Source organism: Roseibium sp., assembly GCF_050301095.1.
Taxonomy (GTDB): domain Bacteria; phylum Pseudomonadota; class Alphaproteobacteria; order Rhizobiales; family Stappiaceae; genus Roseibium.
This window is the reverse complement of the sequence record NZ_JBNKYW010000155.1, coordinates 1-16,416: the sequence shown is the minus strand read 5'-3', so window position 1 is coordinate 16,416 and position 16,416 is coordinate 1. Positions and strand designations below refer to the sequence as shown.

Here is a 16,416-nt window from a genome sequence, read left to right as displayed (position 1 = left end):
CTGCTTCAGATCCAAACAAATTGCAAAGTCGGTCGTTCCATGAAAATCAACGGAAACGAAATCAAGCCCGGTAACGTGCTGCAGCACCAGGACACGCTTTGGGCCGTCGTAAAAGTTCAGCACGTGAAGCCCGGCAAGGGCGGCGCCTTCGCACAGGTCGAGATGAAGAACCTGCTCGATGGCCGCAAGCTCAACGAGCGTTTCCGCTCTGAAGACAAGGTCGAGCGCGTCCGCCTGGAACAGAAGGACTTCCAGTACCTCTACACCCAGGAAGACATGCTGATCTTCATGGATACGGAAACCTACGAGCAGCTCGAACTGCAGTCCGATTTCGTCGGCGACCGCGCCGCTTTCCTTCAGGACGGCATGATGGTGACCGTGGAACTGCACGAAGAACGTCCGATCGGCATCACCCTGCCCCAGCACGTGACGCTGGAAATCAAGGAAGCCGACGCTGTGGTCAAGGGACAGACCCAGTCCTCTTCCTACAAGCCCGCGCTGATGGAAAACGGCGTCCGCGTCATGGTTCCGCCCTTCATCACCGCCGGTGAGAAGATCATCGTGGACACCGGTACGCTGGAATATGTCCGCCGCGCCGACTGACGCGCCGACTGGAAATTCAAATGGCTTGCCCGGATAGTGCCGGGCAAGGCCCAACAACAAGTGACATTTCATGGCCCGCACAGCTCTTCTCAATGTGATGGTTCAAGCCGCGATCAAGGCCGGACGGTCTCTGGTCCGCGATTTCGGCGAAGTGGAAAACCTTCAGGTCTCCCGCAAGGGCCCGGGCGACTTCGTGTCGGCTGCGGACCGGCGCGCCGAAGAGATCGTGCGTAACGAGCTGACCAGAGCCCGTCCGACATTCGGTCTGGTCATGGAAGAAAGCGGCGAGGTCGAAGGCACGGACGGTCAGCACCGCTGGCACGTCGACCCTCTCGACGGCACCACCAACTTCCTTCACGGCATTCCGGTCTTCGCCACCTCCATTGCCCTGGAGCGCGCCGGGGAGATCGTCGCCGGGGTCATCTACAACCCTGTGATGGATGAACTTTACACTGCCGAGCGCGGCCGTGGGGCCTTCCTTAACGACCGCCGCCTTCGTGTCGCCGGCCGCACGGATCTCACGGACATGGTGTTCGCCACCGGCCTTCCCTTCATCGGCAAGGGCGATCACGGCCGCACCCTGCGCGAATTGCGCCACATCATGCCGGAAGTCGCCGGCATCCGCCGCTGCGGTGCCGCGGCCCTGGACCTTGCGTGGACCGCATCCGGCCGTTTCGACGGCTACTGGGAGCGCAACCTCAATTCCTGGGACATTGCCGCAGGCCTGCTTATGGTCCGCGAAGCCGGCGGTTTCGTCACCGACCTTGACGGCAAGGGCAAGATGCTGGAAAGCGGCGATGTCGTTGCCGGCAACGAAGACGCCCACAAGATGCTTCTGAAGCTTTTGAAGAAGGCCGAGGCTCCGGCGCAAGGCTGAGTGGCTCAGGCCTTCCCGAGCAAAGCTGCGGCACACTTGACCTCATCCCGAGGAAGCGAGGCGAGAAGCGCTGTCTTGAATGACAGGCCACTTGCGTCTGGATTTGCCGCCCATCCTTCGAGACGGACCTGAAGGTCCTCCTCTGGATGAGGTGGAGGATTGAATAATCAGCCTGATTTTGGGCTTTCCCGGGTTAATTCGGACTTCTTCCGCAATTCAAGGTTTTCAAGCTGTTGGAAATCACGCTATCAATCCGTTAGCGCAACGGTGACTGATGGCGAAATATGGCCCGTGAATTTGATCCCTACAGCCTGTCCAGTCCGAGGGCATACCTGACCTTCATGATCATCTTCCTGGTGATCGTCGCCTTCATCGCCTTTATCCTGTTCCCGCAGATCTCCACCGCCTTCATGAGCAACCCGGGCCTCAACGGCCTGATCGTCTTCGTAGGCCTCTTCGGCGTCCTGCTCCTGTTCGGCCGGGTGATCCGGCTGTTTCCGGAAATCTCCTGGGTCAACAGCTTCCGGATGGGAGACCCGGCGCTGGACACGCGCTCCCCCGTTCTGCTCGCCCCGATGGCAGCCCTACTCGGCAACAAGGCCGGTGACATGGCGCTGACGCCGACTGCCGCCCGCTCGATCCTCGATTCCATCGGCATGCGCCTGGAGGAATCGCGCGAGATGTCGCGCTACCTGACCGGCCTTTTGGTGTTCCTGGGCCTGCTCGGCACCTTCTGGGGCCTGCTGCAGACCGTCAGCTCGGTCGGGGCAACCATCCAGTCGCTGGACGTCGGATCGGGCGACGCGAATGTGATTTTCGAGGATCTGAAAGCCGGCCTGGAAGCCCCGCTGTCGGGCATGGGCACGGCCTTCTCCTCCTCCCTTTTCGGCCTCACCGGATCTCTGGTTCTGGGTTTCCTCGACCTGCAAGCCGGCCAGGCGCAGAACCGGTTTTACAATGAACTGGAAGACTGGCTGTCGACGGTCACGGACATCGCTCCAGAAGAAGGCCTCTTCGCAGCGCCCGATTCCCCCGGGGTTGAGAACATCCAGGCCTCCATCGCCGCCCTTCAAAAGAGCATGGAAGAGGGCGGCAGCAAGAATGCCAACCAGGCCATGGCCAATCTTGCCGAAGGCATCCAGGGCCTGGTCAAGCATGTACGTTCCGAACAGCAGATGATGCGCGACTGGGCCGAATCCCAGGGCGACCAGCAAAAGCGGATCGAAGGCCTGCTGTCGTCGATTGCCTCTGCCTTCGACCGCGCGAAGGAATAGGAGATGGCTGGAGGACTGGCAGGACTGCGCGCCCGCAGAAGGGCCCAGTCGACGGATTACTGGCCCGGTTTCGTGGACGCCATGGCGACCCTTCTGCTCGTCATCATCTTCCTCTTGTCGATCTTCATGATCGCCCAGTTCTTCCTCTCCCAGCAGCTTTCCGGCCGCGACACGGTGCTCAACCGGCTGAACACGCAGATCAGCGAACTGACTGAACTTCTGGCCCTGGAACGGGCCAATTCCAATGAGCTGGAAGACACGATCTCCGGCCTTCAGGCCAGCCTGTCGAGCGCGGAGGCGGAACAGAGCCGTCTGCTCGGGCTGCTTGAGAGCAGCTCCGGCGAAGCCGATGCCGCCGGCGGCCGGGCGAGCCGGCTGGAAAACCTTCTGGATGATGAGCGGCAGATCAGCCAGGAAGCCCTCGCACAGGTGGAACTGCTCAACCAGCAGATCTCCGCGCTCCGGCGCCAGCTGGCCGCGGCCAATGCGGCCCTGGAAGCGGCCGAGGCGAAGGAAAACCAGAGCCAGGCCAAGATCGCCAGCCTCGGCAAGCGCCTCAATGCCGCCCTTGTCCAGCGTGTCCAGGAACTCTCCCGCTACCGCTCCGACTTCTTCGGACGGCTACGGGAGATCCTGTCGCAACGCTCCGACATTTCCGTGGTCGGAGACCGTTTCGTGTTCCAGTCTGAGGTGCTGTTCGACAGCGGTTCGGAAGACATCAATCCTGCCGGACAGACCGAGCTCGACAAGCTGGCCGAGGCCATTCAGGAGCTGAGCCTGCAGATCCCCGACGAGATCAGCTGGGTGCTCAGGGTCGACGGCCATACCGACGCCCGGCCGCTTTCAGGGACCGGCCGGTTGCGCAACAACTGGGAACTGTCCGCTGCCCGCGCGATTTCGGTGGTCCGCTATCTCATCGAGAAGGGCGTCGATCCCAAACGTCTGGTCGCCGCCGGCTTCGGCGAGTTCCAGCCGCTGGAGGAAGGCGACAGCCCGGAGGCCCTTGCCAGGAACCGCCGCATCGAGCTGAAGCTGACCGAACGGTAACACTCCGGCCACATGGATCCTTCTAAAACCGAAATCACGACCTTCCTCGCTATCGCAAGAATCTGTTTCATGCGTATTGTTGGAAAACGGACTGATGTTTCATGGTGAAAGACCGGAAGGCATGCCCAAATTCAGCCTCGACGCGACCGACATCCGCATCCTGGCAGCGGTACAAAAACACGGTCAGCTCAGCAAGACCAGACTGGCAGACCTCGTCAATCTGTCACCGACGCCATGCCTGGCCCGGTTGAGCCGATTGAAGGCCGCCGGTTACATCCGCGGCTATCATGCCGACATCGCGCTTGACCGCATCGCCGACTTCACCCAGGTGATCGTGACCGTCTCCTTGACCCATCACCGCAAATCCGATTTCGACCGGTTCGAGGACTGCATTCGCAAACTGGACGAGGTGACCGAATGCATCGCGACAGGTGGCGGCACGGATTACGTCCTGAAGGTCTTCACTCCGAGCCTGGCCGCCTTTCAGGCCCTGATGGAAACCCTGCTGACAGCGGAGCTCGGGATCGATCGCTACATGACCTACATCGTGACCCGCGAGATCAAATCCGCCCATCCCAACCTGATGGAACTGGCCGCGAAAACCGTGCGCCGCGGGACGGCAGACTGAGCGGCCCCCCAAGCCCCTTCACAATAGCCCGTTCGGTCTTCCCACGGCGTGATTTCAGTCCGCTCATCCGCGGCAGCTGAGGCAAGATAATACCCGGTTCAAAGTCATCACGGCAGTATGGCCGGTGTCGCTGAAGGGTGAAGCCATGACACAGTCGGACGATTTCGGGTTCGGTACGCAGATCCGCAAGTCTCCCTATTTCGATGCCACCGTCCGTTGGGGCGCCAAGGCGTTTTCAGTCTACAATCACATGTATATTCCGCGCGACTTCGGCGATCCGGAACAGAACTTCTGGAACCTCGTCAATGACGCGATCCTGTGCGACGTGGCGGTTGAGCGGCAGGTTGAAATCACCGGACCGGACGCAGCCAGATTCATGCAACTGCTGACCCCGCGCGATTTGTCGAAAATGGCGGTCGGACAATGCAAATACGTTCTGATCACCAATGCGGACGGCGGCATCCTGAACGATCCGATCCTGCTGCGCCTTGGCGAAAACCACTTCTGGATTTCTCTGGCCGACAGCGACATTTTGCTGTGGGCGCAGGGTGTTGCCGTGCATTCGGGCATGGATGTCACGATCCGCGAACCGGATGTATCGCCCCTGCAGCTGCAGGGACCGAGATCGGGTGACGTCATGAAGGCGCTCTTCGGCGACACCATCATGGATTTGAAATACTACTGGCTGCGGGAGGTCGAGCTGGACGGCATCCCGCTCATCGTGTCGCGGACCGGCTGGTCCAGCGAACTGGGTTATGAGCTATACCTGCGCGACGGCACACGCGGCGACGAACTTTGGGAAAAGATCATGGCGGCGGGGAAACCCTTCGGCCTGAAGCCGGGTCACACCTCCACAATCCGCCGGGTGGAAGGCGGCATGCTGTCCTATCACGCCGACGCCGATATCCACACCAACCCTTTCGAGCTCGGGCTTGACCGGCTGGTGTCCCTCGACATGGAAGCCGACTTCATCGGAAAGGCTGCCTTGCGCCGCATCAGGGAAGAAGGCGTGCAGCGCAAACAGGTCGGGCTCATTATCGAGGGGGCGCCCCTGAAAGGGCCCAACACCACCTTCTGGCCAATCACCAAAGGAACGAATGTGATCGGCAAGGTCACCTCCGCCGTCCATTCGCCCAGACTGAAGCAGAACATCGCGCTTGCGATGGTGTCTGCGGACTGCGCGCAGCTCGGGTCCGAAGTCGTGGTGGCGACCGCCGACGGGCCACACGCCGCCAGGATCGTGGAGTTCCCCTTTTACGACCCGAAAAAATCGCTCGCTGCAGCTTGATCACCAGAGGAAGGACTTCAGGACATGTCAGACCTTTCGATCCAGCTTCATTGGCAGCGCGCGGAGCCGCAACTGGACCCCGGGGCCTATTCAGCCGAGCATACGGTTGCGTTCAACAACAATTTTGACGTTCAGGTGGACGCCGCTCCGGAGTGGGGCGGGGATCCGGCGAACACCAACCCCGAACAGGCGCTCGCCTCCGCACTGTCCAGCTGTCACATGATGACCTTCCTCGCGCTGGCGGCCAAGGCCAAATGGCCCGTGGCCAGCTATCACGACCATGCTGTGGCCCATCTCGGCAAGAACGCGAAGGGGCAGATGTCGATCACGCGTGTCGACCTGCATCCGGTGGTGCGCTTCGACACCGGCTTTCAGGTCAGCGCGGAGGAGCTGGGCCATATGCAGGGCCGTGCGCATCGCTACTGCTTCATCGCCAATTCGCTCGCCGACAGCGTCGAAGTCAACATTCTGTAGGCCCTTGCAAAGGAATAGCCCGTGCCAGAGAAGGATATTTTGCTACGTGAACGGGATGATTACGGCGTCCTGCGGCTAACCATGAACGATGCCGGACGGCGCAACGCACTCTCCGAAGCAATGCTGGCGGGGTTGAGCGCGGCCTTCGCGGATGGTGGAGCCGATCCGGCGGTGCGTGTCATTGTCCTGGCGGCCATCGGCCCTGCCTTCTGCGCCGGTCATGACCTGAAGGAAATGACCGCCGGGCGTAGCGACCCCGATCGCGGCCGGGCCTATTTCACCAAGATCATGTCCATGTGTTCCGGCCTCATGCAGGCGATCGTCAACTGCCCGAAACCTGTAATCGCCGAGGTCACGGGAGTTGCAACGGCGGCGGGCTGCCAGCTCGTCGCCAGCTGCGACCTCGCCGTTGCCGCCGACACCGCCCGCTTCAGCACGCCGGGCGTTCACATCGGTCTCTTCTGTTCCACGCCGATGGTGGCCCTGTCACGCAACGTCGGCAACAAGCACGCGATGGAAATGCTGCTGACCGGCGACATGACCTCCGCGGACCGCGCCGCCGAGATCGGGCTGGTCAATCGCGTCGTTCCTGCCGCGGCTCTTCAGGAGACCACCGGCGCATTGGCCCGCAAGATCGCGTCCAAGTCCAGCATGACGCTCGCGATCGGAAAACAGGCCTTCTATGCGCAACGCGAGATGCCCCTGGCAGACGCCTATGCCTACGCCTCCGAGGTGATGGTCGAGAACATGCTTGCCCTGGACGCCGAAGAAGGCATCGGCGCCTTCATCGAAAAACGCTCGCCCCAATGGCAGGACCGGTGACGCGGGCCATGCGTTTTCCACCTAGCGGATGATGCTCTCTCGGCCTTAACGGTCGCTCATGCGGGTGCCCGGGAGCGGGCCGCGACAAACCCGACCAGGTCTGCGACCGCCCGCTTGATCTGGAAGATGTCAAACCCGCCAAATATCCTGTAGCCGCGGGAAAAAAGCGCCTCGACTTCCGCCTCCGTGTTCGCGGGGCCGCCGCCGAGCGGCATTTTTGCCGCCATTGCCGCAGCCTCGATCTTACCGACGGCTTCGCGGAAAACCGGATGATCGAACTGACCGGACACACCCAGCGATGTCGAAAGATCAAAAGGCGCCACAAAAGCCATATCCACCCCATCGACTGCGAAGATGGCGTCTATGTTCTGCACCGCCTCGGTTGTCTCGATCAGCAGGCAGCAGACGGTCTTGTCTCCAAATTCCGGAAGGTATTCCATGGGCGGAACACCCCACCGGGAATGCGCGACGAAGGCACCCCACCCCCGGATGCCGAGGGGAGGATACCGCATCGAGGCGACACACGCGGCGGCTTCCTCCGCTGTCCGGACCAGCGGAAACACAATACCTTCGGCCCCCATGTCGAGTGCAAGTTTCACATTTGCCGGGTTGTGATCGATAACCCGCACCAATGGCGCGCAGCCGGTACCCTGTGTTGCCATGATCATGGCATGCAGGGTCTCGTTGTTGGTCGCGGCATGTTCCCGGTCGATGATAATGAGATCCAGGCCTGCTGACGCGACCGCCTGTGCCAACGTCGGGGAGGGAATTATGCATACCTCCGAAGCCAACAGGTGCGCAGGATCTGCAAGTTTAGCCTTGAGTTTCACGCCGGTTCTCCCTTCGGAGCAGATGCCAGAGGAGTTTTTGCCGTTTCAAAAACCAAAGCAACACATATTTGGTGCGGGGGGACTGGCCCGCCCCAGATCGGATGCCCCGTCACGGCTGGAGGCGATTGTTCTCCACGATTGGACCTATGACCAGATCAGGCTGCTTCTGCACGCCGGGCGTTTATTTCTGCCTCTTCTGTTCCGCTCCGATGGCGGCCTGTTGCGGAATACCGGCGGCAAACCTGCAATGAAAAGACTGCTCACAATGCAGATGGCCAGTGTCCTTTCCCTTGAGCTAGCCTGAACGTGCCGCCGGTGCCTTTTCCGCCCAAACGTTTGAACGCCCAACCCGTTGCCGCTGTTTTCCGGAGACCAGATAGACCCCAAGCAGAATCAACGGAATTGCAAGCCAGGTATTCCAGTCCGGCTCCTCACCGAGAACGGCGATGCCGAGAAGGGTTCCAAGAACCGGAATGACGTAGTTGGTCTGCTGCATACGGGTGGCGCCGATGCGCGGGACCAGATGGAAATAGAGGATTGCGGCCAGACCCGTCGACCCGACACCGAGATAGGCAAGGGCGAGCACCGAGGGCAGCGCGAAGCCCGGCAGACCGTGCGAAGAAAGTTTGAATGCAGTCACTGACGCGATGGCCAGCGCCCCGACCAGAACGGAGGCAGCCGCCATCTGGCGCGCATTGGGCCAGGCAAAACGGCGCGCAAACAGGGTGGTGAACGCATAACAGAGCGCGGCGAGGACGAGCGCGAGCTTCGGCACAAGGTCCCCGGTCAGACCGCTCAACGCCTCGGGTCCGACCAGGACCAGAACACCGCCGAATCCGGCAGCGGCTCCAAGTACCTTCAGGGGACCGAGCGTTTCGTCGGTGTGAATCAACGGCGCCACCGCGAGCGTCACGATCGGGGCAACGCCCATGAGGAGTGCTGCAAGGCCGGAGTTCACGTGCTGTTCGGCAAAGCTGATCAGAAGAAACGGAAAGACGTTTCCTGTCAGCCCGACCGTGGTTGCGATCGCCCACCCCCGCCAGCTCAGCCGCAAGCTTCCATCCACCAGGAAAACAACGATCACAAGCATCAGGGCCCCGATGATCATGCGGCCGGACACAAGCGTGAACGGATCGAAGGCCTCAAGGCCTATGTCGATGGCCACATAGGAACAGCCCCAAAGCAGGGTCAGCAAGACCCATAGTCCGAATTCCTTTGCACTCACCGGCTGCTCTCCCTAAAATGCTACGATTTCAATAGCGCGCTATCGAAAGAATAGCAACAGGAGAGGCCGTGACCGAAATTCCCGTTCCTGGAAAGGCCGTGCGCGGTTCGCGCAGCGGCAGCCCGATCATGGCGATGTTCGACCTTCTGGGGAGGCGGTGGGCAATGGGGGTTCTGTGGACACTCACGGAACGGGGGCCCCTGACCTTCCGGGCGCTTCAGGACGCCTGCGAGACGATTTCCCCGGCCGTTCTGAATGCCCGGCTGAAGGAACTGAGAGCCGCCGGGTTCCTCACCCAGGGCGACGGCGGCTATCAGGTGACGGACTTCGGTGAAGAGGTCTACAAGGCGTTGTTGCCGCTATCGAAAGTGTCGAAGAAATGGGCGGATCTGCTTTCCGCGAAGCAGGAAGCCTGACGAATGCCTGCATGCTGGCAGAGGAATTCGGCTGACCGGCGCTTATCTGGAGTGGCCTTTGACTGCTGGCGAGCCTCGCCATCATCACTTTCGGCCTCCGCCGGGATCTCGGCGAAAGCAGCAATCCCGATTTCCGGAAAGGCAGACGGAAACAGGGTTATGCCAACCAGCGTTGGCTGACATCAGTGGGTCACGGCTTCGGCAATCTGGAGAAAGGCAAAAGGCGGGATCCTGTCGAGTTTCCTGGCAACATCCATGTTCACCACATAGGCAAAGTCCGTTGCCCGCGCGATCGGAAGATCGCCCGGCGTTTCCCCGTCCCGCAAGATGCGGAGCGCCTGGTCCGCGGCAAGACGGCCGATGTCGTAATACCTGGCGGCGATGGAAAGGAGCGCCTGTTCCTCGCGCACGAGGCTTTCGTAGGGGCTGACAATGGCAATGCCGTTTTCGACGGCTGAGGACGTGTAAAGCGTCCCGTTTTTCCGAAGGAACGAGCTTGAACCGAGATACATCCACTTAACGCCGCGTTCGCGCAACTCGGCCATACGCAACGGGATTGTCTCCGGTGCGGGCGCACCTTTGTTTCCCGGATCGAGTTCGATCGCCACGAGTTCGACCCCGAGCGTCGGCGCGAGCGCTTCCAGTTCCTCCTTCTTGAGGACCGAATTGCGTTCATTGGAGTGGTAGAGCAGACCGAGCTTCTGGAAAGTCGGGTCATATTGGCGAATAACCGCCACCTGCACGCTTTCCGGTGCCCGGTTGAATGTGCCGGCAACGTTCGGCCGGCCGCTGGCCTCGAAGCTTTCGGCAATATTGGTGCCGAAGGGATCGGCAACAACCGTGAACACGACCGGAATGTCCTCCAGGAACCTGCCACTGCCGACATCGTTCAACGTGCCGATCACCCCAAGCGTCACGCTGGTGCCGAAGGTCAGCACCAGGTCGGGGCGGGTTTCCTTCGCCTCGGCAACAATCGCGGGCAACCTTGTCTTGTCCTGGTCGATATCACGAACAACGACATCCGCCGGAAAACCGCTTTCTGCGATGGCATCCTGAAATCCCTGGCACAGATGCTCACAGCCTTCGTAAAAAACGCTCAGAATGGTGCGTCGACCGTCTTCCGCTACGGCAGAAACAATGCTGAATAAAAGAATGGCGAAAGCCAGAAGCAGTCGAGAACCCGACACGTGATTTTCCCCCACGTTTATGCTGAAACCGGAAAATGTTACCCTACGCAAGGCTTGAGCGCATCCCGTTTTCTGAAACCGTCTTCTTTGGCCATACGCATCGAATGCCCGAAGGGCCCGTCTTCAATCCCTCGTCTTTTCCGGATCTTCACGAAGGAAAACTATTGCCGCCAGAACAGTCCCGGCGAGCACCCAGGCCGCGATAGCTCCAATGGCAGCTGTGTAACCGAACGCCCCGGCAATCCCCGCCATGACGACAAGACCTACGACGCTGCCCACCCGTTCAAGCGTTCTCAGCGAACCGAGAACGGCGACAATTCCAACGTCCTTCAGCCCGGTTTCGGCCTCTGCCATCACCAGGGAAACCTGCGCCCCCCGCGCCAGTCCGAACCCGAGGCCCGAGACCGCGAGCGCGATGACCAGAACCGTGACGTCCGGCCGGAAGGCAAACAGGGCCAGCGCCAATCCGGCCATCAATGCGGCCAGAACCGCCAGATAGCGAACCGGCAGTCCAGTCTGGGCCAGGCTACCGCCGAGGGGACCGGCGGCGATGACACCGATAAAATAAAGCGTAAGCGCACGGCCGATGTCAGCGGTGGAAGCTCCGAGGGAATCGAGGGTCAAGGCAACCAGGTAGGAGACGAAGGCCTGCATGATGACGCCCATCGGGACGGCGACACCCATCAGCACGGCAAGAAAGCGCCGGTTCTGCAGCGGGGCAAATATGGCGCGCAGACTGAATCTGTCCTCGGAGCCCGCGTTTGATCCGGCGCCCGGCGCAATCAGCCAGAAACTCAAGACCGCCGAGACACCGATCAGAACGGCACTGAGCAGAAAGACGTTCTGCTGGCCGAGCCTGTCGGCAAGAACGCCGCCAAGCGACACACCCGCCAGCACACCACCGAAGAGCACAAGTGTGAACGTCCCCAGCAGACGGTCGCGGGTTTCGCGCGTTGCCGTATCGATCACGTAATCCTGACATGCGAGCGTGATGAGCGCGTAGCCGACGCCAGTGACCGAGCGCCAGAAGATGATCTCCTGTGCCGTTTGCGCAAAATACAGTCCCAGATGCGCACCGATCATGGGAACTCCCGCGGCGAGAAACAGCGTTCGCAACCCGAAGCGCTGCCCCAACCCGCGCGCGAACGGCGATGCCACGATGATCGCAAGCAGATATCCAGCCAGAGGCAAGCTGAGCAGTACGCTCTGGTTCAGCCAAGGCCAAAGATTTTCTGACGCCCTCGTGTAAAGCGGCAGAAAAGCCAGCGGCAGTTCGTCGGCTGTGGCAAACAGGAACAGCGCAAGCCGGATGTCGTTGAAATAGGAGATCCTGAGCGGTGCGGGCGGAAAGTGATCGAAACCGAAACGCGCCCTGACACTTTGAGCAGGCATGCCTTTGAACACCGAACCGGCATTTGCGAGCGCGTTTTCGACAGAGGCGTGAACGGTATGCGCCCGCTCGGACAATTGCCGGGAAAGACCGGCGATCACACCCGAAGCAGTCGGCTTGGCGGTCCTGGAGAAATCTCCCGCCGCCTGCATCGCAGCCAGACGCTGCAACCGGTCGAGAGGCGCGGTCAACGACCGGCTTGTCAGGAGCACCATGATCTCAAAAGCGATGAGCGCGGTGACGAGAGCGACGACGCTCATGTCGAGAAAGACATCCCGAAACCGTTTTGCAATGAAGGCCGGGTCTATGTCGATCACCACATAGGCAATCTCTTCGCCCTGATGCAGGATCGGATGACTGCGAACATCCTTGCGCTGCCTCGGAGGCGCCAGATAGGGATCGATCCGTTGACCGGCCTCCAATACGATCCGGCCTGTCGCGACCGCAACATAGGCCACTTCCGGCAATCGGGTCAGCATGTCGCCGAAATAGTTTTCGGCTCCGACCAAGTTGCCGAGCGGCGCGCCTGCGTCGACGGCCCGCCGGACATTTTCGCTGACAACGACGCCCACAAGGTTGGCGCGCGCCGCAAGTTCGGGCTCTATGGACCGGTTGACATCGCGCAGGACCAGCAAACCGAGAACGATCGCGGAAAAGACAATGGCAATACCCGCCGCCGGAGCAATCCTGAGTGCGAGAACGCCGGCAAGGGAACCTGTGCGCTTTGGCGAGTGTACCTGTCTGTCTTGCGCCGCCCCCTGGTCCGCAGCATCATGCGCGTCCTCTTCTTCCGCCTTCGCGTCTTCTGTCAGGAACCGCAGCGCGGACTGATATTGACGGGAGGCTTCCGAGAGATTGTGCTTCAGACGAGACACTTCTGCTTCAAAGACGCCTTCTTCGACGTCCTTGTTGTCTCCTTCATCGGACACCGCCGGCGGTCCGGTCTTTCGCTGATCGGCGTCCTGCAAGGGTTTGAGGCGATCGATTGCCCGGCGGGGGCCGGCCAGCAGCAACCGAAGCACAAGGTAGGCGATTGCGGAGACCGTGACCCAGATTAGAATGCCGGCGACCGCCATGTTCCTGAAGATCGCGGCCGATGCCTGCGAAAGCCGGTCCTTCGGATAGGAAACGGCTACTGCGGCGACCGTGTCGCCGTCGGCCCGCTCAATGTTATGTCCACTGATGACATCGCTCTCGGTTTCCGTTCCCCACGTCTCCGTCTCGGCCAGTTGCATGGCCGTAAGGACCTCATCCGGAACCTTTTGGGGGCGTGGATCCAGGGTGCTGTGGACGATGATGCCCGATGGATTGAGCGTATGTGCGGCGCTGATTTCAGCGTCCATTTCCTTTGCGCGGGACACAACCGCATCGCCGTTGCGGATCATCGAAACCGGCAGACCGAGATCGGCGATCGGCTTGTAGGAGGCAACGATGGTCTGGGCGATGACCGCAATGCGCTGGCGAAGCAGTTCGGAATAGATCGCGTCATGCTGCAGAACGGCAAGCAGCCCGAGGATCACCTGAACCACGAATATCACCGCGGTGAACGTCAGCCAGCTGCGAAACAACATATGCTGGCCTCCCCCGCGATAATAACCTTGGACCAAAAAAATTAGCTGCGGCCGGGCAGCCGGAGCTTTATTTCCAGCATCTTAGGCAAAGATCGAGTTGTCAATTTCAATGCTCGCGGCAATGGTGAAATTCCTGACACTGACATTGCCGGATCCGGATGCATCGACAGGACGGGGCAGAACCGCCAGGCTGACCTTCCGAGCGCTTCAGAACGCGGGCGAGACAATTTCCCAGTGGTTCCGAATGTCCAGGTGAGGGAACTGCACGCCGCCGGTTTTCTCGCCCAGGGCGACGGCGGTTACCGGGTGACGGACTTCGGCGAAGAGGTCAACCAGGCCTTGCAACCGCTGTCGAAAGTGTCGAAAGAATAGGTGGACCTGCTTTCTGCGAAGCAGGAAGACTGACGGATGCCAAGTGCTATCTAAACATGGTTTGACTGATCGGTGCGCGGTACATGCATTTTCTCAAGGGCCATTGGCAGCTTCTTTTCCTCATCACGGTGATCTTCCTCCTCTGGACCACGCCCGTCGTGCTTCCGCTCAAGTTTATGATCGTCTATCTGCACGAGCTTTCGCACGGCCTCGCCGCACTGCTGACCGGCGGGTCGATTGTCGAGATTTCCCTGTCGCCGCAACAGGGCGGCCATGCGATCACCCGGGGCGGTTCGCGGTTTCTGATACTCTCCGCAGGTTATGTCGGCTCGCTGGTGCTTGGCGCAGGACTGCTGACGATTGCCTTGCGGTCGGAAGCCGACCGCTTCGTCGTCGGGCTGTTCGGGGCCGTTACGCTTCTGGTGACCGGCCTCTATATCCGTGACCTGTTTCCGCTGGCCTTCTGCACGCTGACCGGCGGCGGACTTCTTGCCATGGCGCGTTACCTCGGCCACGGGGCCAACGACCTGACCCTGCGCATCATCGGCCTGGCCAGCCTGCTCTATGTGCCCTACGACATTTTCGACGATACGATTGCCCGTTCCGGGGAACGGTCGGACGCCTTCCTCCTGTCCGAGGAATTCGGCGGACCGGTGATGTTCTGGGGCGGGCTTTGGCTGGTTCTCAGCCTGGCGGTCGTCTTTCTGTGCCTGCGCTACGGCATCGGGCCGGACAGCAACATCCCGCTCGGCCGGTTCAGCCGGACAAAGGAACAGAGATCCTCCCGGTCAGGCTGACCGGCTGCATCGCTCACATTTGGTCCGGGCTCACATGCCGAGCCAGGCCGACAGCCGCGACGGCTGGCGGACAATGCCGTCCTGGTTGAAGTGATGAATGCAGAAATGCGCCCAGCTGTCCTCATAGGACATTTCCATTTCGCCCTTCACCTCGGTACTGCCGAGGCCAAGCTCGGCGTAGGTGAATTCGAAACTGCCGTCGCGGCGGGCAATCGCGATATGGAACGGTTCGCCGGAAAATTCGTTGATTTTCGGACTGGCTCTGCTGATCAGAATGCCCGGGATTTCAACCCGCGCGGTCCGGGCTTCCAGATCCGCCTCCAGATCGATCTGCAGAAACTGCGTTTCGCAGAAATCGGAACACATGGAGGCAAAGACGGCAAACATGTTGCTTCCCGGTTCGCAGGCCTTGCCTGAAAGGATCGTTTCCAACGCATGCCGCTGCGCGGCATCCGCGCGTTCGTCGATCACGAACTGGCATTTTCCGCCACCTTCGGCGATCTCTCCGGGCCACTTGTAGATCGTCGCCCATCTCAATCCGGTTAGCGGCGTATCGTTGAAATAACCTTCGACGAGTTCGCCGACAAAGGCCGACTGGCAGTAGCCGTGGGTGCTTGGAAGATTGAACTGGCAGCCGCAGTTGATTGCGCAGTTGCAGTTGTCATAGGTCTCGCTCCTGAAGAGCCATTGATCAGTCATGATGTCACTCCTCGCTTCTGAGCCGGAAGTGAGCGCCCCCTCGCTTCACATCATAGCACACCTCACGCAGCGCCCCTTGCCGCCCGACACGGATTTCTCCGGTCCTCCCGGTTCCTTTTGCGATATGCTCGGGCTCTGTGGCAGGGCCTCCGTGCCGCCGCCGGATCCATCAACGATTTGAGATGAGGCAGACATGCTGGACCTGCGCCCGAACTGCGAATGCTGCGACAGGGATCTTCCACCAGACTCGGGTGAAGCCCTCATCTGTACGTTCGAATGCACCTTCTGCGCCGATTGCGCCAGTGAGGTTCTAAAGGGCGTCTGCCCCAACTGCGGCGGGAACCTTCAGCCACGCCCGATCCGCCCGGCCGCCGCCCTTCTTCGGCACCCGGCTTCAACCGAGCGGATCGTCAAAGCCGGAGGGTGCCAGCGGTCCGCCGGCGGTTAGACCCCGTCCTTTGGGTGTTGGATCAGCTCAGGCCGAAACCAACAAAGACGACGAGCAATCCGGCCAGTGTCGACAGGAGCTTCGGTAACGGCTTTTCATAGCCGATCACGCCGTAGGAAATCAGGGCAAGGCCCAGGCCGATCTTGACGAAGGCAATCAGCGCCGGACCGGGCGACGACGTCAGCTCGATCACGGCCGGATTGGCAATCATGGCAAGGGGAATGATGTAGAGCCCGATGCCGAGCGCCATGGCGGACATCGCAACCTTCAACCAGTTCTCCCCGACCATTCCGGCCGCTATGAAAACCGCGCCGCAGACGGGCGGTGTGATGGTGGACAGAAGCGCGAACCAGAAAACGAAGAGATGCGCCTGCAAGGGGTCGAGGCCGAGCTGGATCAGCGCGGGTCCCGCCACCGACACGCAGATCACGTAGGCCGCCGTCGTGGGCACCTCCATGCCGAGGACCA

18 protein-coding genes are annotated in these 16,416 nt (G+C 60.8%); 12 read left to right on the top strand and 6 right to left on the bottom strand.

Annotated elements, in window-relative coordinates:
- The first annotated feature begins 39 nt into the window (after window positions 1–39).
- The 8 genes from efp to ACQY7U_RS14100 all read left to right on the top strand — a co-directional run bounded on the left by efp (window position 40) and on the right by ACQY7U_RS14100 (window position 7,013).
- The gene (efp, locus tag ACQY7U_RS14135; RefSeq protein ID WP_428645452.1) at window positions 40–603 is read left to right on the top strand and encodes an elongation factor P; all 564 of its coding nucleotides are present in this window, start codon (window positions 40–42) and stop codon (window positions 601–603) included.
- 70 nt (window positions 604–673) lie between these two features.
- On the top strand, window positions 674–1,480 hold the full coding sequence (locus tag ACQY7U_RS14130) for an inositol monophosphatase family protein (RefSeq protein WP_428645450.1): 807 nt from the start codon (window positions 674–676) through the stop codon (window positions 1,478–1,480).
- 284 nt (window positions 1,481–1,764) lie between these two features.
- Window positions 1,765–2,754: a flagellar motor protein MotA gene (locus tag ACQY7U_RS14125; RefSeq protein WP_428645449.1), complete on the top strand. Its 990-nt coding sequence runs from the start codon at window positions 1,765–1,767 to the stop codon at window positions 2,752–2,754.
- Window positions 2,755–2,769: 15 nt separating this feature from the next.
- Entirely contained in the window at window positions 2,770–3,801 is a 1,032-nt protein-coding gene (locus tag ACQY7U_RS14120) for a peptidoglycan -binding protein (RefSeq protein ID WP_428645491.1), read from the top strand.
- Window positions 3,802–3,895: 94 nt separating this feature from the next.
- A complete protein-coding gene (locus tag ACQY7U_RS14115; RefSeq protein ID WP_428645447.1) occupies window positions 3,896–4,429 on the top strand; it encodes an Lrp/AsnC family transcriptional regulator in 534 nt (177 codons plus the stop codon).
- Window positions 4,430–4,574: 145 nt separating this feature from the next.
- Complete coding sequence (locus tag ACQY7U_RS14110; protein WP_428645445.1) at window positions 4,575–5,717, top strand: glycine cleavage T C-terminal barrel domain-containing protein; 1,143 nt, start codon at window positions 4,575–4,577, stop codon at window positions 5,715–5,717.
- Window positions 5,718–5,741: 24 nt separating this feature from the next.
- Window positions 5,742–6,191, top strand: coding sequence for an OsmC family protein (locus tag ACQY7U_RS14105; protein ID WP_428645443.1), 450 nt, complete (start codon window positions 5,742–5,744; stop codon window positions 6,189–6,191).
- Window positions 6,192–6,212: 21 nt separating this feature from the next.
- Window positions 6,213–7,013 carry an enoyl-CoA hydratase gene (locus ACQY7U_RS14100; protein WP_428645442.1) on the top strand — a complete coding sequence of 267 codons (801 nt, stop codon included), beginning with the start codon at window positions 6,213–6,215 and terminating at the stop codon, window positions 7,011–7,013.
- A gap of 56 nt (window positions 7,014–7,069) precedes the next feature.
- Here the strand turns inward: ACQY7U_RS14100 and ACQY7U_RS14095 are convergent, their stop codons facing one another.
- Window positions 7,070–7,843: an HpcH/HpaI aldolase family protein gene (locus ACQY7U_RS14095; protein WP_428645440.1), complete on the bottom strand. Its 774-nt coding sequence runs from the start codon at window positions 7,841–7,843 to the stop codon at window positions 7,070–7,072.
- Between ACQY7U_RS14095 and ACQY7U_RS14090 the strand changes: the two genes are divergently transcribed.
- Window positions 7,833–8,147, top strand: a complete 315-nt coding sequence (locus ACQY7U_RS14090) for a hypothetical protein (protein ID WP_428645438.1) — start codon at window positions 7,833–7,835, stop codon at window positions 8,145–8,147. The two genes, ACQY7U_RS14095 and ACQY7U_RS14090, sit on opposite strands and share 11 nt — an antisense overlap.
- On the opposite strand, the gene ACQY7U_RS14085 is transcribed toward ACQY7U_RS14090, so the two are convergent.
- Window positions 8,139–9,068: a DMT family transporter gene (locus tag ACQY7U_RS14085; RefSeq protein WP_428645436.1), complete on the bottom strand. Its 930-nt coding sequence runs from the start codon at window positions 9,066–9,068 to the stop codon at window positions 8,139–8,141. The two genes, ACQY7U_RS14090 and ACQY7U_RS14085, sit on opposite strands and share 9 nt — an antisense overlap.
- Window positions 9,069–9,136: 68 nt before the next feature.
- Between ACQY7U_RS14085 and ACQY7U_RS14080 the strand changes: the two genes are divergently transcribed.
- On the top strand, window positions 9,137–9,484 hold the full coding sequence (locus tag ACQY7U_RS14080) for a winged helix-turn-helix transcriptional regulator (RefSeq protein ID WP_428645435.1): 348 nt from the start codon (window positions 9,137–9,139) through the stop codon (window positions 9,482–9,484).
- Window positions 9,485–9,666: 182 nt separating this feature from the next.
- Here the strand turns inward: ACQY7U_RS14080 and ACQY7U_RS14075 are convergent, their stop codons facing one another.
- Both ACQY7U_RS14075 and ACQY7U_RS14070 read right to left on the bottom strand, forming a co-directional pair.
- On the bottom strand, window positions 9,667–10,671 hold the full coding sequence (locus ACQY7U_RS14075; RefSeq protein ID WP_428645433.1) for an ABC transporter substrate-binding protein: 1,005 nt from the start codon (window positions 10,669–10,671) through the stop codon (window positions 9,667–9,669).
- A 123-nt stretch (window positions 10,672–10,794) separates the two neighbouring features.
- Window positions 10,795–13,632, bottom strand: a complete 2,838-nt coding sequence (locus tag ACQY7U_RS14070) for an MFS transporter (protein WP_428645431.1) — start codon at window positions 13,630–13,632, stop codon at window positions 10,795–10,797.
- 455 nt (window positions 13,633–14,087) lie between these two features.
- Here ACQY7U_RS14070 and ACQY7U_RS14065 point away from each other — a divergent pair, with 455 nt between their 5' ends.
- A complete protein-coding gene (locus ACQY7U_RS14065; RefSeq protein ID WP_428645430.1) occupies window positions 14,088–14,801 on the top strand; it encodes a M50 family metallopeptidase in 714 nt (237 codons plus the stop codon).
- 30 nt (window positions 14,802–14,831) lie between these two features.
- On the opposite strand, the gene ACQY7U_RS14060 is transcribed toward ACQY7U_RS14065, so the two are convergent.
- The gene (locus ACQY7U_RS14060; RefSeq protein WP_428645428.1) at window positions 14,832–15,500 is read right to left on the bottom strand and encodes a DUF1326 domain-containing protein; all 669 of its coding nucleotides are present in this window, start codon (window positions 15,498–15,500) and stop codon (window positions 14,832–14,834) included.
- A gap of 193 nt (window positions 15,501–15,693) precedes the next feature.
- On the opposite strand from ACQY7U_RS14060, the gene ACQY7U_RS14055 reads away from it, so the two are divergent.
- Window positions 15,694–15,948: a DUF1272 domain-containing protein gene (locus ACQY7U_RS14055; RefSeq protein ID WP_428645426.1), complete on the top strand. Its 255-nt coding sequence runs from the start codon at window positions 15,694–15,696 to the stop codon at window positions 15,946–15,948.
- Window positions 15,949–15,970: 22 nt separating this feature from the next.
- On the opposite strand, the gene ACQY7U_RS14050 is transcribed toward ACQY7U_RS14055, so the two are convergent.
- On the bottom strand, window positions 15,971–16,416 hold a 446-nt coding region (locus ACQY7U_RS14050), incomplete at its 5' end, for a TRAP transporter large permease subunit (RefSeq protein ID WP_428645424.1).

Bases quoted from the DNA above. Each gene is read 5' to 3' on its own strand.
- efp (WP_428645452.1), top strand. From the start codon at position 40: ATGAAAATCAACGGAAACGAAATCAAGCCCGGTAACGTGCTGCAGCAC.
- ACQY7U_RS14130 (WP_428645450.1), top strand. From the start codon at position 674: ATGGCCCGCACAGCTCTTCTCAATGTGATGGTTCAAGCCGCGATCAAG.
- ACQY7U_RS14125 (WP_428645449.1), top strand. From the start codon at position 1,765: ATGGCCCGTGAATTTGATCCCTACAGCCTGTCCAGTCCGAGGGCATAC.
- ACQY7U_RS14115 (WP_428645447.1), top strand. From the start codon at position 3,896: ATGTTTCATGGTGAAAGACCGGAAGGCATGCCCAAATTCAGCCTCGAC.
- ACQY7U_RS14110 (WP_428645445.1), top strand. From the start codon at position 4,575: ATGACACAGTCGGACGATTTCGGGTTCGGTACGCAGATCCGCAAGTCT.
- ACQY7U_RS14105 (WP_428645443.1), top strand. From the start codon at position 5,742: ATGTCAGACCTTTCGATCCAGCTTCATTGGCAGCGCGCGGAGCCGCAA.
- ACQY7U_RS14070 (WP_428645431.1), bottom strand. From the start codon at position 13,632: ATGTTGTTTCGCAGCTGGCTGACGTTCACCGCGGTGATATTCGTGGTT.
- ACQY7U_RS14065 (WP_428645430.1), top strand. From the start codon at position 14,088: ATGCATTTTCTCAAGGGCCATTGGCAGCTTCTTTTCCTCATCACGGTG.
- ACQY7U_RS14060 (WP_428645428.1), bottom strand. From the start codon at position 15,500: ATGACTGATCAATGGCTCTTCAGGAGCGAGACCTATGACAACTGCAAC.
- ACQY7U_RS14055 (WP_428645426.1), top strand. From the start codon at position 15,694: ATGCTGGACCTGCGCCCGAACTGCGAATGCTGCGACAGGGATCTTCCA.